The organism is Cyanobacterium sp. Dongsha4, assembly GCF_036345015.1.
Taxonomy (GTDB): Bacteria; Cyanobacteriota; Cyanobacteriia; order Cyanobacteriales; family Cyanobacteriaceae; genus PCC-10605.
The window spans coordinates 153,589-165,993 of sequence record NZ_CP084098.1 but is presented as its reverse complement, the minus strand read 5'-3'; the positions used below and the strand labels follow the sequence as shown (position 1 = coordinate 165,993).

Here is a 12,405-nt window from a genome sequence, read left to right as displayed (position 1 = left end):
AAGGCTTTTATCTTTGCGATGTCTAATCGGTAATTACTATATAAAGAAAATAATTATTCTAGGATAACTGACGATAACTCATTTACCACACGGGATCAGAATAAAGATTAATGGTTAGTTCTTCTATACCACTAGGAATAGAACTAATACAGGCACAGATAGGAGTTTCATCATCTAATTCTACTTCACAAGCATGGCAAGATCCCATTAAACATCCTGTGGGGATGAAAACACCTCCACGTTTTGCAACATCGAGCAATGGTTCACCTGTTTCCGCTTCAACAGTAACATTATCAGGTAAGAAAGTCACTTTTACCGTAGTCATAAAAATGTCAATTTTTAGTAGTTTAAATTTTAACTTTACAAGGTCAAACGCAGAAAGAGCAAGAGAATTTGAAAGTAAGTGGGAAAAATCTTACTGAAATTGCCTTTAATTTAATTGAAAAATCCACCGATATTGATTATTTAATGACAAATGAAACGGGGAAAAAGTCAGTGTAAATTGAATAGTGGACAGTTATACAAAAAGAAATTGGATAGAAGTATTTTATCGTGAAATCAAGGGATGGTTAGGTTTATCAGAATATCAAGTCAGAAATAAAAGAAATTTAATGAGACATTTTATTTTGGTATGTTGTGCCTACACTTTTATTCAATGGCATCGTTGCTTAATAAGAGGGAATTGTAAACAAAAAATGTATCTCATAAAGATGGGGCAACGCTATATATTAGAGTTTAAATAAATTAGGTGATATGTACTTGTTTTATGATTTTTCCGAATACTAAAGCTATTAAAGTAGCCATAAACATAGGTGGTTCAGGTACTGAAACTGCATTTTCTTCTCTTTCATCAGTAGTTACTTCAGATGAGTTATTAAATAATATTTCCTCTATTTTTGGTGGTGAATTGTTTGGATTAAGTGAAGAATTATTATTATTGTGATGACCATCTTTTTCAACTATTTTTAAGTCTAATAAATCGTAATTTTTTTTATCTTCTGAAAAAAATGGTTCAAAAACATCAGAGTATTTATTCTCATTTTGGTTTCCAATAATACCAAATGTACCTAAACCTCCTATAATTAGGCTAGGGACAGTAAATGATGAAAATAAATTATTAGCTGTTTCTAAGGCAATTAATTTATCAAAAGTAATTTCTGTTATGCCACCATTACCTTGAAAAGTCACTTCAATATATTCTATTTCCCCAGAAGGAATTTCATAAAATTCTAGCTGATTTCTTTGTTTATGGTGAATTGTTTTTATATATTCTTCTCCGTCTATATATTTGACAAGGATATTACCTTTAGCATGATCGACAATACCAATTTTATCCACTACAACATTAGATAATAAAGTGCGATCGAAATCAAATCTAATTTTACCGCCATCGGGAGAATCTTCGGGGATGCCATTACCAGGAGTGTTTTCAATAATTAAAATATTACCTTGAGGTTCAGTTTTATAGCTTATCTGGTTACTTTTTAGAAAGTATTTTCCTTCTCCTGTAGCTAAACCGTTATTCCCGTAACTTTCCTCCTGACACTTTTTTTCTTTTGCGGTTAAAGAAACCCCATTTGTCGGAATACAATTACTTTGAAATAATCCTACTGGTTTATTTGTATCTTTTGTAGAAATAATTATACCCCTTGATTTCCAGATAGTACCTACTGAATTTTGCTCAGAATCTTCATAAGTATCTAAAACAAATGGATCTAAATAATTATCTTCTAAATCTTTTTCAAAATCAAAACTATATACTTTTGCTCTCACTTTTAGACTAAAAATTAGTGTAAAAATCAAACTAATTAGTATTATTAAATAATTTTTTTTATTGTTCATTATTGCATTCAAATCAGTATAAACACTGAGTAGAGAAGTATATTGATCCTATATACTTAATTATAGGTCAAAGAATTTTAGTTTTTATAACTTCACAATAACTTTACAATATCTTTATAAAGTCTTTATAAAATCTTCATTTTTTCGATAAGTCTTGATTCAAAGTTGATAAATTGACTCGAAGGTATTGTATTTGTCACTCTAAGAAGCGTATGTAACTTTAATTGACAGTTTTATAATGATATTTTTGTATATCAACAACGTATATTAATAATTTTTTATGATTAAGAACCTGAATATTCTTAATTTACATTCTCATTTTCTTCTTCGATTTTTTCTCTACCAAAACAAGGCTCATCCAATAATTGAGAGACTAATTGAATATTTTTCATTAAAGAGTAATAAGCATTTTTTACAATAGTTTTATCTTCTTCTATTAATTCTGAATCTTGATTAATTAATTTGTCAATATCAAAATTATCTAAATTCTTTAATAGGGTTGTTATTAAACAAGTCAACTCATATCTTAATCGGGGAGAAATATCTAATTTATTCCAAGAAATTTGTGTTTTATTGCCAGAAGACATATCTCTTTTCATTCTTAAAGATGAATCAATGATATTGTAATGAGCAATCACGATTCGATAAAATTTATCTATAAGATTCCACGAAACTGATTGTTTTCCTGTCTGTGATAATTGACGAAAAGTCTGATTCTGAATATTAGAAAAAAAGCCAGAAATACTTGATATGTTAAGAAACATCATTAAGCTATCTATTTTAATAAAAATTGCAAAAAAGTAGGGTGGGCAATGCCCACCAAAAAGATTAAGATAAAGTTTCAATTAATTTATTTTTAGCCATAGTTAAAGCGTCTTCTAATTTACTTATATCTTTACCTCCACCTTGAGCAAAGTTAGGTTTTCCTCCGCCTTTTCCATCACAAGCAAGGGCAATTTCACGGATGTATTCATTGGCGTTTAATCCTTTTTCTTGATAAACTTTATCGCTAAATACCCCTACAACACTAACTTTATTTTCTTCGGGAATAGAAGCTAAAATAACTGCTGAATTACCTAATTTTTCCTGTAATTTTTTGGCCGCAGATTGTAATGATTTTGCATCTAAATCATCTAAGTTAGCCACTAAAATGTTAAATTCTCCAATACTTTGAGCTTGATTAATTAGGTTTTCAGACTTTAATAAAGCTAACTCTTGTTTGAGATTTTCTACTTCTTTTTGAGTTGCTTTTAATTCATCTTGTATGTTGGCAAAACGTTCGGTAATTTCTTCGGGTTTGGCTTTTAATTTATCCCCTAATTCTTTCACCACATTATCTCTTACTTTGAGATACTCTAAAACTGACGCACCTGCTACCGCTTCAATTCGTCTGATACCAGAAGCAACCCCCGTTTCGGAAATAATCTTAAATAAACCAATTTCCGCAGTATTGTTAACATGAGTGCCTCCACACAATTCCATCGAAACGCTAGGAATATCGATAACACGGACTTCTGAGCCGTATTTTTCCCCAAACATTGCGATCGCACCTTTGGATTTAGCTTCTTCTAAGGGCATCACGGAGATATGAGCAGTATGGGCTTCAGCAATCCAAGTATTAATTAAATCTTCAACCTGTTGTAATTGAGATTTAGTGAGGGCTTGAGAGCAATTAAAATCAAAACGTAACTTATCAAAGGATACTAAAGAACCAGCCTGAGAGATATTTTCATCGACAACTTTTTTCAAGGCAGATTGTAATAAATGAGTAGCGGTATGATTGGCTCGGACACGGTTACGACAGGCTTTATCAATGGTAGCACGTAGTTTCTGCCCGACGTTGATTGTGCCTCTTTCCACTGTACCATAGTGAACAAAAAAGCCTGACTCTTTCTGCACATCCTCGATAGAAACTAACACATCTTCTCCAGCTAAATAGCCCTTATCGCCAATTTGACCACCTGATTCAGCATAAAAAGGAGTTTTATTGAAGATTAACTGAACTTTACTCCCTGATTCGGCTTTTTCCACCGATTTACCATCAACTAATAGTGCCTCAATCTGACTAATTAATTGATATTCGTGGTAGCCTAAAAATTCGGTAGGATGGATATGCTCTGCCAATTTGTCTATGCTACCCTGTACCGTTAAATCAATGGTTTCATGGGCAGATTGCGATCGCACCCTTTGAGCTTCCATTTCCGCCTCAAAACCTTCAATATCAACGGTTAAGCCTTCTTCTTCCGCAATTTCCTGAGTCAATTCGAGAGGAAAACCATAAGTATCATAAAGGGTAAAAGCATCTTCTCCTGAAATAACGGTTTTTTGGTCTTGTTTCAGTTTAATAATCACTTCATTTAAGAGTTTTTCGCCCCTTTCAAGGGTTGCCAAGAAAGCAGATTCTTCTCGTTGCAACTCCGTTTTAATTACCTTTTCCCTTTCCCTAGTATTGCTATAAACCCCTTCTAAGAGTTGTATCGCCTTTTCTGCCACTTCATTGATAAAATTACCATCAATACCAATTAAACGACCATGACGCACCACACGACGTATAAGACGACGTAAAACATAACCCCTTCCCGTATTAGAAGCAGAAACACCATCGGCAATCATTTGAACTACGGAACGAACATGATCCCCAATAACTTTTAAAGATACTTTTGTTTTATTCTCTGCTTTGCCATAGTCAATGTCTGCTAACTTAGCGGCCGTTTCAATAATGGGGAAAATCAAATCAGTTTCGTAATTATTAGGCACTTGTTGCAGAATTTGTGCCATTCTTTCTAACCCCATGCCCGTATCAATATTTTTGTTTTGTAAAGGTGTTAAATTACCTTCTGCATCTCGGTTATACTGCATAAACACCAAGTTATAAAACTCGATGAAGCGGGAGTCATCTTCTAAATCGATGTCCAAATCCCCCAATTCGGGCTTAAAATCGTAATATAACTCCGAACAAGGTCCACAAGGACCAGTAGCTCCAGATTTCCAAAAATTATCTTCCTCTCCCATACGAATAATCCGTTTTTCTGGTATTCCTACTTCATCTCGCCAGATTGCAAAAGCCTCGTCATCTTCTCTAAACACACTAACAACAATTCTTTCTGGGGGTAACTTAAACACTTGAGTTGATAATTCCCATCCCCATGCGATCGCTTCTGACTTAAAATAATCACCAAAGCTAAAATTCCCCAACATCTCGAAAAAAGTATGATGTCTGGCAGTGCGTCCCACATTTTCAATATCATTAGTACGGATACACTTTTGCGAAGTAGTAGCACGGGGATAATCAGGGGTTTTCTGCCCTAAGAAAATGGGCTTAAAAGGAAGCATTCCTGCGATCGTCAGTAAAACAGTGGGATCTTCAGGCACTAATGAAGCACTAGGAAGGATTTTGTGTTGTTTTTCGGCAAAAAAGTTTAAAAATTTCTCTCTGATTTCGTTTCCTGTTAAAGAAGGAGGAATATTAGTCATAAAATATTATCAATAATGGTCTATCTCCTATTATCTCTTAAAATCGTTAGTAGGTATTTAACTTAGTTAATGCTTTGTGACCATGCAATTTATCTTTTGCTAACATTAAGGCATATATGGACATTTTTTATAACTTACAAGGAAGTGAATTTGAGTGGAATAATGAAAAAGCCGAAGCAAATATTATTAAACATGGTATTTCTTTTGAAGAATCGGCGGAAGTATTTTTTGATCCTTTTTATCAAACAGGAGATGCAACTAGAAATGATGAAACAAGGGAATTTATCATTGGTTATTCCTTAAATTATCGACTTTTGCTAGTAGTTTTTATTGAAAGGAATCAACGAATTAGAATTATATCTGCGAGAAAAGCAACCTCTTATGAACAAAAACTATATGAACAATCCTAATGAAGATTTTACTCTAAAAATTAAGCCTCGTCCGTCGGAAATAGTATCAATAAAAATTCCTTTAGATACTTTAGCAAACTTAGAAATGATTGCCCAAAATCGGAATTTATCAGTAGAATCTTTAATTAAATATTATATCGGAAAGAATTTAAGAGAAGACATTAGCCAAGAATTTTCTGAAAAATTATTTAATTCTACCCTTAAGGTTTTATCGAAATATATTTCTTCAGAATCTCAGCGAGAAAAAATTATTAATGAAATTAAATCTCAACTTTAATTGTTAATATCTCAGCTAAATTAAAAATAATAAAAGAGGGTAAATAATTATGAATAAGTCATTAATTATTAGCAATAGTGATGATGAACATATATTAGAATATAGTGATGGGGGAAATAAAGAATGGGCAAGAAATTTTAAAGTTAATTATAAAGGAAGTTATCGTTATGTGTTTAGAGGAATTAGAAGAAAATCACAATCTGGTGAGTCTTTATGATTGAATTTGAATAATTAATGACATCCCATGACAGTAGCTGTATAGGTTTTGCCCAAGGATTCTAATCCTCCTACAAATAAATTAACTTGATAGGGTTGAGCATCTGGGCGAGGGGTTGACTCTATTTTTAAGGGTTTATTTGTCACTATATTTACTGCTTCTTGGCTAAAAAACTGATCTGCAGTTTGGTCACTGTATTTAAGATACATTCTAATATCGAAAGGGCCTCCATCATCAGAGCTAATTTCAACTAAATAACGAAGAAAAGTGTTGTTATTACTGGGTACTGCCCAATCCGTGTTCCAGTTATTCCGAGTAATATTGATACCAAAAGGTGCGGGAATAGTAGGGGTAGAAACAGTTTTTGTTACACTGCTACCTTGTCCACCAACTAGGGGGATAGGGATACAGTTTTCTGCAGAAACAGGCATTTGCAGTCCCAAAAAAATACTTAAAAAGCTAACAATACTCAAACTATTTATATTAATCATTCTTTTAATGACCTCATTATTGCCAAAATGGATTAGTTTCATCAGTGGTACAAATCATGTCTTGCTTTTGAAAAGCATCAATCCAACTATTCATTTGAGTTTTTGCTTGTTCTCCTTTTAACCAAGTAAGAGTTATCAAATTTATTTGATCTCCGTCACTCTCACAAGAAAATTGGGGCATATTATCAGGAATACTAACTAACTGTTGAACACATTGCCATGAGTCTTTTTCAATGACTTGTTGCCAGTTGTTAACTAACTTTACTTCTACTAACACTTCCTTATTGTTTTGAGTGCAATACCATATTTCATCTTGGCTAGAATTATTTGGTAAATCATCAATATTAGTATTCATTTGGGCAACTGAAGGAGTTGTTGTCAAACTTCCGATGAGAAGAAATAAGCTCAAAAATTTCTGATTCATAAAATTACACTCTGATTAGTTTGTTACTAAAAAATAGATTTTTAAGTTAATTCTAATTAAAATAATTGATAAAAACTCAATCTTCCAACTCCCAGAGGAAAAGCAGTGGGATTATTTCCTGCAGGAAAAACAGTGACATCATACATATAAGTGGTGTCTTGACTGGGATTTCGTACCGCTTCCAAACGAACAGTAAAAGTTGTACCAGGAGGCACGGGGGGATTAAAGAGAATATTTACTCCTGTTCCTTCTGATAATTCTGAGGGTTGAATGGTTAATGTCTGACCTTGATTATCTTGATCCCCAATGAATGCAGAAGTGTTATTAATGTTGAGAGCTATCATTTCAGGGCTTTCTTGTTGTTGAATTGTTATTTGTGCGATCGCTTCTATAGAATTACTTGGGAGAGTAAAGGTAAAGTAATAGTGTGCATCGGGTAAATCAACAGTGGAGTCGGGAGTTTTGACTCCCACAAAAACAGGAGGTTGACCTGTAAAAAAAGTTGCTTGACTGTCATTTTGACTATAAGCTGAAAAAGGAATAATGGCAGTATTTGCACTGATAATTAAAGGGGTAATTATTTTAAAAATTTTCATATTTTTACGAAAGAAATACTAAGGTTTAACTTTTTTAGAAATTTGTTGGTTTTTCAAAAAATAATCTAGCTAGTTTGCCCTTACCTAAATAAGAGTCAATTTCATGAAAAATATTATGAATAATAAAAACTAGAGAAATCGACATCGTAACTGCCATAAAATGGAAAAAATGACGGGTTTCAATAAATATACTTATCGCTCCTTGTATGGAATTGACTTGTCGATAACTATGAAATAAATCTTCCACTAAAGAAATAAGGAATACTCCTCCCACATAAATTAGGCTCTTATACATTACTCGTACGTAACCCGGAGAATTGGAATAGAGATTAATGAAAGGCATTGCATCCATAATGGCTACAACTTTAGCCGCTACTAAAGCACTAATAATTGTTTTGGAAAAAACATAAACATCAATATCATACTCAGCTAATAGAAATTTCATTGTAATCAATATATAGGCAAACCCTATTAAAAAAAATAGAGCTAATGAGCCGACTTTTTTGATTTCTTCCTTTATTTTTTCCTGCATAAAACTTGAATCAATTGATTAGATAAAACTATATTCTTGACAATTTTGTAAATGTTGATAGATAAATTCACTATAAAATTTTTTCTGATAATTTTCTTGCCATTTTACGCCGATAAGTAGTTAAAATATCAGTATTTATACTGAAAAGGGGCTAAAAAAGACTTGTTGTCAAAATTAAATAAGATGTGATTTAGGCAGAAAATTGACCGTTTTCCTCATAAAATTAATTTGAATGTAATTTTTGTAAAAGCTCTCTAGTTTGAGTTTATTCTAAATCTCTCTTAACAAAAAAAACTTAATTATGATATTTCCTTCATTTTTAAGGAAGGTCAGAAGAGATAATTCTTCGAGATTACTAATTTTTTATGGATTCTTATTGATATGTTTAGTGTGTTGAAACAGTAAAAATGTAGCACAATCAACTAATTACAATCCAGTTTTATTTATTGGTAAGTATTATTAGCATTTTTTCATTTTATTTTATGCTTACTTTTAAGTTTTATTAAGAACTATGAAAAATATTATTCCTCTTGTTAGAGTTGCACCGATTCATCTTTTTGTTAATTTTTTAGAGGAAGTTGGAACACCAACAGAAACATTGTTGAAACAATGGAAAATTTCTACATATGCTTTGGAGGATGATAATTTATCTATTTCTTGTCATCAAGCCTTTAATTTTATTCATGATGCCGCTCTTCAACAGGGTATTTCTAATTTAGGATTGTTGGTAGCGGAAAGAAATTCTTTTAATTCTCTAGGTATTTTGGGGCGAATGACGACTCAATGTTTGACGCTATATGATGCAATTCTAACGGCAATTTATGTAGGTAGATTTTTTAATTCTTGTGAACGGTTTTGGTTAATTGAAAGGGGCAGTAAGGCTTATCTATGTCAAGAATTTATCTATGTTAAAGAGTTAATGTTAGATCATGCTTGTTATTTTTCCTTGCGGATGATGCTTAATTTAATTCAGATAGTGGCGGGGAAAAGTTGGTATCCGAAAAAGATTAGCTTACAAACTAATTTTAGTAATTTTGTTGATAATCCTTTAAGTGAAGTTGAAATTAATCGAAGTGTAGCAATAAATTCGATCGAATTTCCCCGTGATTTTTTATCATTGCCTTTGCCCACATCTACCCATAAATTTTCTTTAGAGGAGGAATATCATTTTTTATTTAAGACTGCTCCACCTTCTTTGTTTTCTCAACGTTTAGCATTGGTAATTATTCCTTTCTTAAAGGAAGGTTATCTAACATTGGAAATGGTTTCAGGAATTATCAGAATAACTCCTCGCACTATACAAAGACGACTAGCTAAAGAAGGACTAACTTATGATAAGTTACTCGAACAAATACGATATAAAAAAGCCATGGAATTGTTGCAAGATAAAAAAGCGAAAATTATTGATATAGCTTATGAATTGGGATATAAAGACCCTTCGCACTTTACCAGAGCATTCAAACGTTGGACTGGCAAAACACCAAAAGAATTTAAAAATTTTCCTCCTAACCCTCTCATTCTCTAAGAAAAAGCAACTTCTCTTTTGTCAATTTCTAAGGTTTACTATTAATAAAAAATCTTTAATCCTCTTAATAATAATTAATTCAGCTTTTAATAATTGTGTTTTAAAATGGGCGAATCACTTAATATACAACTATAAAAAATGCAGAATTTGAAAATTGCAAGGATTTACGAAGTTTGATAAAAAAGGGATACTAAATGTTTATAGTTAGAAATTATTAATCAATATAGACTTTTTTCAATAGTAAAAGAGTATGAAATTAGAAAAAATAAATAATTAACTCAGAAATAAGTTATATCAACCCAATAGTGTTATAATTGCCATTGGTGATTTTGGCGAATAAGTCGTAATTCATCTTTAATATTTTCAACTACTCGCTAAAGAGGAAATAACCGAATTTAGCCGTTAAAAATATCTAGTAAACGCAATAATATCATGGAAAATGCCCCGAACCGACTTAGAGCGATCATTACTGGTGCTAGTAGTGGTATCGGCAAAGCCACTACTCTAGCATTTGCGTCATCAGGAATAGATCTTTGTTTAGTCAGTCGTGATCAAGCAAAATTGCAACAAGTCGCAGATCTAGCTTCTGAATACGGGGGGCAGGTCAAAATAGTATCCACTGATTTGGCAAATTTATCAACGGTACAAACTGTCATTAAGGCTATTGCTGAAGATTTCGGCCCCATAGACATTTTGGTTAATAATGCGGGAATGGGTTATACCAATTTGTTAAAAGATACTTCCTTGAAAGACTGGCAAAGGGTTTTAGATTTAAACTTGACCAGCGTTTTTCAATGTGTCATGGGGGTACTGCCTTCTATGAGAGAAAGAGGTAAAGGTACGATCGTCAATGTAGCTTCGATCGCAGCTTCTAACTTCTTTCCTGAATGGGGACTTTATTCTGTTAGTAAATCAGCCTTAGTCGCTTTTGGCGAATGTCTTGCTGTTGAAGAAAGAGCAAACGGTATTAGAGTAACCACTATCTCCCCGGGAGCAGTTAATACTCCTATTTGGGAGACAGAAACAGTACAAGCTAATTTCGACAAATCAGCGATGCTTACTCCAGAAACAGTTGCTCAAACTATTTTACACGCTGTCTTGTTACCTCAAGGAGCAGTAGTAGAAAAGTTAACCATTGCACCTAGTGGCGGTTCTTTATAAACTCGTTGAGTACCGACTTAATTTTATTCGTCTGAATATTTTTATTTTTACTGAGGTTTGACCTTCATTCTCAAACAAAACTAATCAGGATTGATGATAAATTCTTCCCATAATCTGCCAATATACGAGATGACAAAATTAGAACTCAAGGTATAGTTGACCTTGATTTTTCCAATTATACTCATCTTGATAGTTAACCATGGCTAAGATTTTATGAATTAATACTCAAATCCATTTACTTTTACTTTTGCACTAATATCAATTTTTCCTAACTTAAACTATGACAGAATTTTCTAACAACTCCAACTCCAAGAATGTACCTAACAATCATGATTCCATCACCACTGAAACATATAATAATGTAGCCAGTCGCCCCGATCGCAACACTCATAATGGCAAAGAAGCCCAAATTCATGAGGCAAAAGAAGAAAACAAAATACAAATGATGGATGCGGTACGCAATATTTTGGACGCAGTAGGAGAAGACCCAGAAAGAGAAGGGCTTTTAAAAACCCCAAAAAGAGTTGCTGAAGCAATGCAATTTTTAACTCAGGGTTATAACCAATCTTTGGAAAAACTTGTTAACGGTGCTATTTTTGATGAAGGTCATAATGAAATGGTCTTAGTCAGAGATATTGACTTTTTCAGCCTTTGTGAGCATCATATGTTACCTTTTATGGGACGGGCTCATGTTGCTTATATTCCTAACCAAAAAGTAGTAGGTTTAAGTAAATTAGCTAGAATAGTAGAAATGTACTCTCGCAGATTGCAAGTACAAGAGCGTTTAACTCGTCAAATCGCTGAGGCAATCCAAACAATTCTCGATCCTCAAGGAGTAGCGGTGGTTATGGAAGCAACCCATATGTGTATGGTTATGCGTGGTGTACAAAAACCCGGTTCTTGGACTGTTACCAGTGCGATGATTGGAGAATTTCAAGATAACGACAAAACCCGTCAGGAGTTTCTTGACTTAATTCGTCATAAACCTAGTTTTCTCTAGTTACTAATTTTAAGGGTTTAGGTTTTAGGTGTAAGGTTTAGGTTCTGAGATGCTAAAACCTTATTAATCTGAGTCCGATATAACATTGTCGATTAAGTTAGAGAATAGGGAATAGGCTGTTAAAGGTTAAGGGGCAAAAGTTTTTAATTGACACTAACCCCAACACCCTAATACCCACCTGAGTTCGGAGTTCGGATTTAAAAGTAACAATTATTGACAAAAAAGCTGAATAAATTGATTTTAAATGAGTTTTTCCTAAATTTAATAATTTTTTATTCCAAAATTGGCTCGATGATAACTCGAGGGCGCTTTATTTTTCGATACTTTTTTCATCGAACTCAGGTAATAACCCAGTCCTCTGACACCTGCAACCTGAAACCTCTTTCATAACTCCTAATTCCTCTCAATGTATTTTGCTGATTTTGCGATAAATATGAGACTATAGTTAAGGATAAT

14 protein-coding genes and 1 pseudogene are annotated in these 12,405 nt (G+C 32.9%); 7 read left to right on the top strand and 8 right to left on the bottom strand.

The window, feature by feature from the left end; genetic code table 11:
• Positions 1-82 precede the first annotated feature (82 nt).
• Positions 83-325 (bottom strand): 2Fe-2S iron-sulfur cluster-binding protein, encoded by a 243-nt coding sequence (locus tag Dongsha4_RS00740; protein WP_330203895.1) that lies wholly within the window; start codon positions 323-325, stop codon positions 83-85.
• Between the two features lie 181 nt (positions 326-506).
• On the opposite strand from Dongsha4_RS00740, the pseudogene Dongsha4_RS00735 reads away from it, so the two are divergent.
• Positions 507-665: pseudogene (locus Dongsha4_RS00735) on the top strand (IS701 family transposase); the annotation flags it as partial.
• Positions 666-744: 79 nt separating this feature from the next.
• Here the strand turns inward: Dongsha4_RS00735 and Dongsha4_RS00730 are convergent.
• The 3 genes from Dongsha4_RS00730 to alaS form a co-directional block, all read right to left on the bottom strand.
• Entirely contained in the window at positions 745-1,842 is a 1,098-nt protein-coding gene (locus tag Dongsha4_RS00730; RefSeq protein ID WP_330203894.1) for a hypothetical protein, read from the bottom strand.
• 302 nt (positions 1,843-2,144) lie between these two features.
• Positions 2,145-2,609, bottom strand: a complete 465-nt coding sequence (locus tag Dongsha4_RS00725; RefSeq protein WP_330203893.1) for a hypothetical protein — start codon at positions 2,607-2,609, stop codon at positions 2,145-2,147.
• 61 nt (positions 2,610-2,670) lie between these two features.
• Positions 2,671-5,316: an alanine--tRNA ligase gene (gene alaS / locus Dongsha4_RS00720; RefSeq protein ID WP_330203892.1), complete on the bottom strand. Its 2,646-nt coding sequence runs from the start codon at positions 5,314-5,316 to the stop codon at positions 2,671-2,673.
• A 116-nt stretch (positions 5,317-5,432) separates the two neighbouring features.
• On the opposite strand from alaS, the gene Dongsha4_RS00715 reads away from it, so the two are divergent.
• Genes Dongsha4_RS00715 through Dongsha4_RS00705 form a run of 3 tightly spaced genes read left to right on the top strand, consistent with a single transcriptional unit; the run spans position 5,433 to position 6,220 of the window.
• A complete protein-coding gene (locus tag Dongsha4_RS00715; RefSeq protein WP_330203891.1) occupies positions 5,433-5,726 on the top strand; it encodes a BrnT family toxin in 294 nt (97 codons plus the stop codon).
• Positions 5,713-6,003: a hypothetical protein gene (locus tag Dongsha4_RS00710; protein WP_330203890.1), complete on the top strand. Its 291-nt coding sequence runs from the start codon at positions 5,713-5,715 to the stop codon at positions 6,001-6,003. Before Dongsha4_RS00715 ends, Dongsha4_RS00710 begins: the two co-directional genes overlap by 14 nt.
• A 49-nt stretch (positions 6,004-6,052) precedes the next feature.
• Positions 6,053-6,220 carry a hypothetical protein gene (locus Dongsha4_RS00705; RefSeq protein WP_330203889.1) on the top strand — a complete coding sequence of 56 codons (168 nt, stop codon included), beginning with the start codon at positions 6,053-6,055 and terminating at the stop codon, positions 6,218-6,220.
• Positions 6,221-6,234: 14 nt separating this feature from the next.
• On the opposite strand, the gene Dongsha4_RS00700 is transcribed toward Dongsha4_RS00705, so the two are convergent.
• From Dongsha4_RS00700 to Dongsha4_RS00685, 4 genes are read right to left on the bottom strand one after another with little or no spacing between them, the layout of a single operon-like run.
• Positions 6,235-6,711 carry a hypothetical protein gene (locus Dongsha4_RS00700; RefSeq protein WP_330203888.1) on the bottom strand — a complete coding sequence of 159 codons (477 nt, stop codon included), beginning with the start codon at positions 6,709-6,711 and terminating at the stop codon, positions 6,235-6,237.
• 16 nt (positions 6,712-6,727) lie between these two features.
• Positions 6,728-7,135 carry a hypothetical protein gene (locus Dongsha4_RS00695; protein WP_330203887.1) on the bottom strand — a complete coding sequence of 136 codons (408 nt, stop codon included), beginning with the start codon at positions 7,133-7,135 and terminating at the stop codon, positions 6,728-6,730.
• Positions 7,136-7,191: 56 nt separating this feature from the next.
• Entirely contained in the window at positions 7,192-7,731 is a 540-nt protein-coding gene (locus Dongsha4_RS00690; protein ID WP_330203886.1) for a DUF2808 domain-containing protein, read from the bottom strand.
• Between the two features lie 34 nt (positions 7,732-7,765).
• Complete coding sequence (locus Dongsha4_RS00685) at positions 7,766-8,176, bottom strand: hypothetical protein (protein WP_330203885.1); 411 nt, start codon at positions 8,174-8,176, stop codon at positions 7,766-7,768.
• Positions 8,177-8,774: 598 nt separating this feature from the next.
• Here Dongsha4_RS00685 and Dongsha4_RS00680 point away from each other — a divergent pair.
• The 3 genes from Dongsha4_RS00680 (at position 8,775) to folE (ending at position 11,949) form a co-directional block, all read left to right on the top strand.
• Positions 8,775-9,788 carry an AraC family transcriptional regulator gene (locus Dongsha4_RS00680; RefSeq protein WP_330203884.1) on the top strand — a complete coding sequence of 338 codons (1,014 nt, stop codon included), beginning with the start codon at positions 8,775-8,777 and terminating at the stop codon, positions 9,786-9,788.
• A gap of 432 nt (positions 9,789-10,220) precedes the next feature.
• Entirely contained in the window at positions 10,221-10,949 is a 729-nt protein-coding gene (locus tag Dongsha4_RS00675; RefSeq protein WP_330203883.1) for an SDR family oxidoreductase, read from the top strand.
• A gap of 280 nt (positions 10,950-11,229) precedes the next feature.
• Positions 11,230-11,949: a GTP cyclohydrolase I FolE gene (folE, locus tag Dongsha4_RS00670; protein WP_015218358.1), complete on the top strand. Its 720-nt coding sequence runs from the start codon at positions 11,230-11,232 to the stop codon at positions 11,947-11,949.
• Positions 11,950-12,405: the final 456 nt, after the last annotated feature.

Coding starts and splice junctions, on each gene's coding strand:
- Dongsha4_RS00740 (WP_330203895.1), bottom strand. CDS start 325: ATGACTACGGTAAAAGTGACTTTCTTACCTGATAATGTTACTGTTGAA.
- Dongsha4_RS00730 (WP_330203894.1), bottom strand. CDS start 1,842: ATGAACAATAAAAAAAATTATTTAATAATACTAATTAGTTTGATTTTT.
- Dongsha4_RS00725 (WP_330203893.1), bottom strand. CDS start 2,609: ATGATGTTTCTTAACATATCAAGTATTTCTGGCTTTTTTTCTAATATT.
- alaS (WP_330203892.1), bottom strand. CDS start 5,316: ATGACTAATATTCCTCCTTCTTTAACAGGAAACGAAATCAGAGAGAAA.
- Dongsha4_RS00715 (WP_330203891.1), top strand. CDS start 5,433: ATGGACATTTTTTATAACTTACAAGGAAGTGAATTTGAGTGGAATAAT.
- Dongsha4_RS00710 (WP_330203890.1), top strand. CDS start 5,713: ATGAACAATCCTAATGAAGATTTTACTCTAAAAATTAAGCCTCGTCCG.
- Dongsha4_RS00705 (WP_330203889.1), top strand. CDS start 6,053: ATGAATAAGTCATTAATTATTAGCAATAGTGATGATGAACATATATTA.
- Dongsha4_RS00700 (WP_330203888.1), bottom strand. CDS start 6,711: ATGATTAATATAAATAGTTTGAGTATTGTTAGCTTTTTAAGTATTTTT.
- Dongsha4_RS00695 (WP_330203887.1), bottom strand. CDS start 7,135: ATGAATCAGAAATTTTTGAGCTTATTTCTTCTCATCGGAAGTTTGACA.
- Dongsha4_RS00690 (WP_330203886.1), bottom strand. CDS start 7,731: ATGAAAATTTTTAAAATAATTACCCCTTTAATTATCAGTGCAAATACT.
- Dongsha4_RS00685 (WP_330203885.1), bottom strand. CDS start 8,176: ATGAAATTTCTATTAGCTGAGTATGATATTGATGTTTATGTTTTTTCC.
- Dongsha4_RS00680 (WP_330203884.1), top strand. CDS start 8,775: ATGAAAAATATTATTCCTCTTGTTAGAGTTGCACCGATTCATCTTTTT.
- Dongsha4_RS00675 (WP_330203883.1), top strand. CDS start 10,221: ATGGAAAATGCCCCGAACCGACTTAGAGCGATCATTACTGGTGCTAGT.
- folE (WP_015218358.1), top strand. CDS start 11,230: ATGACAGAATTTTCTAACAACTCCAACTCCAAGAATGTACCTAACAAT.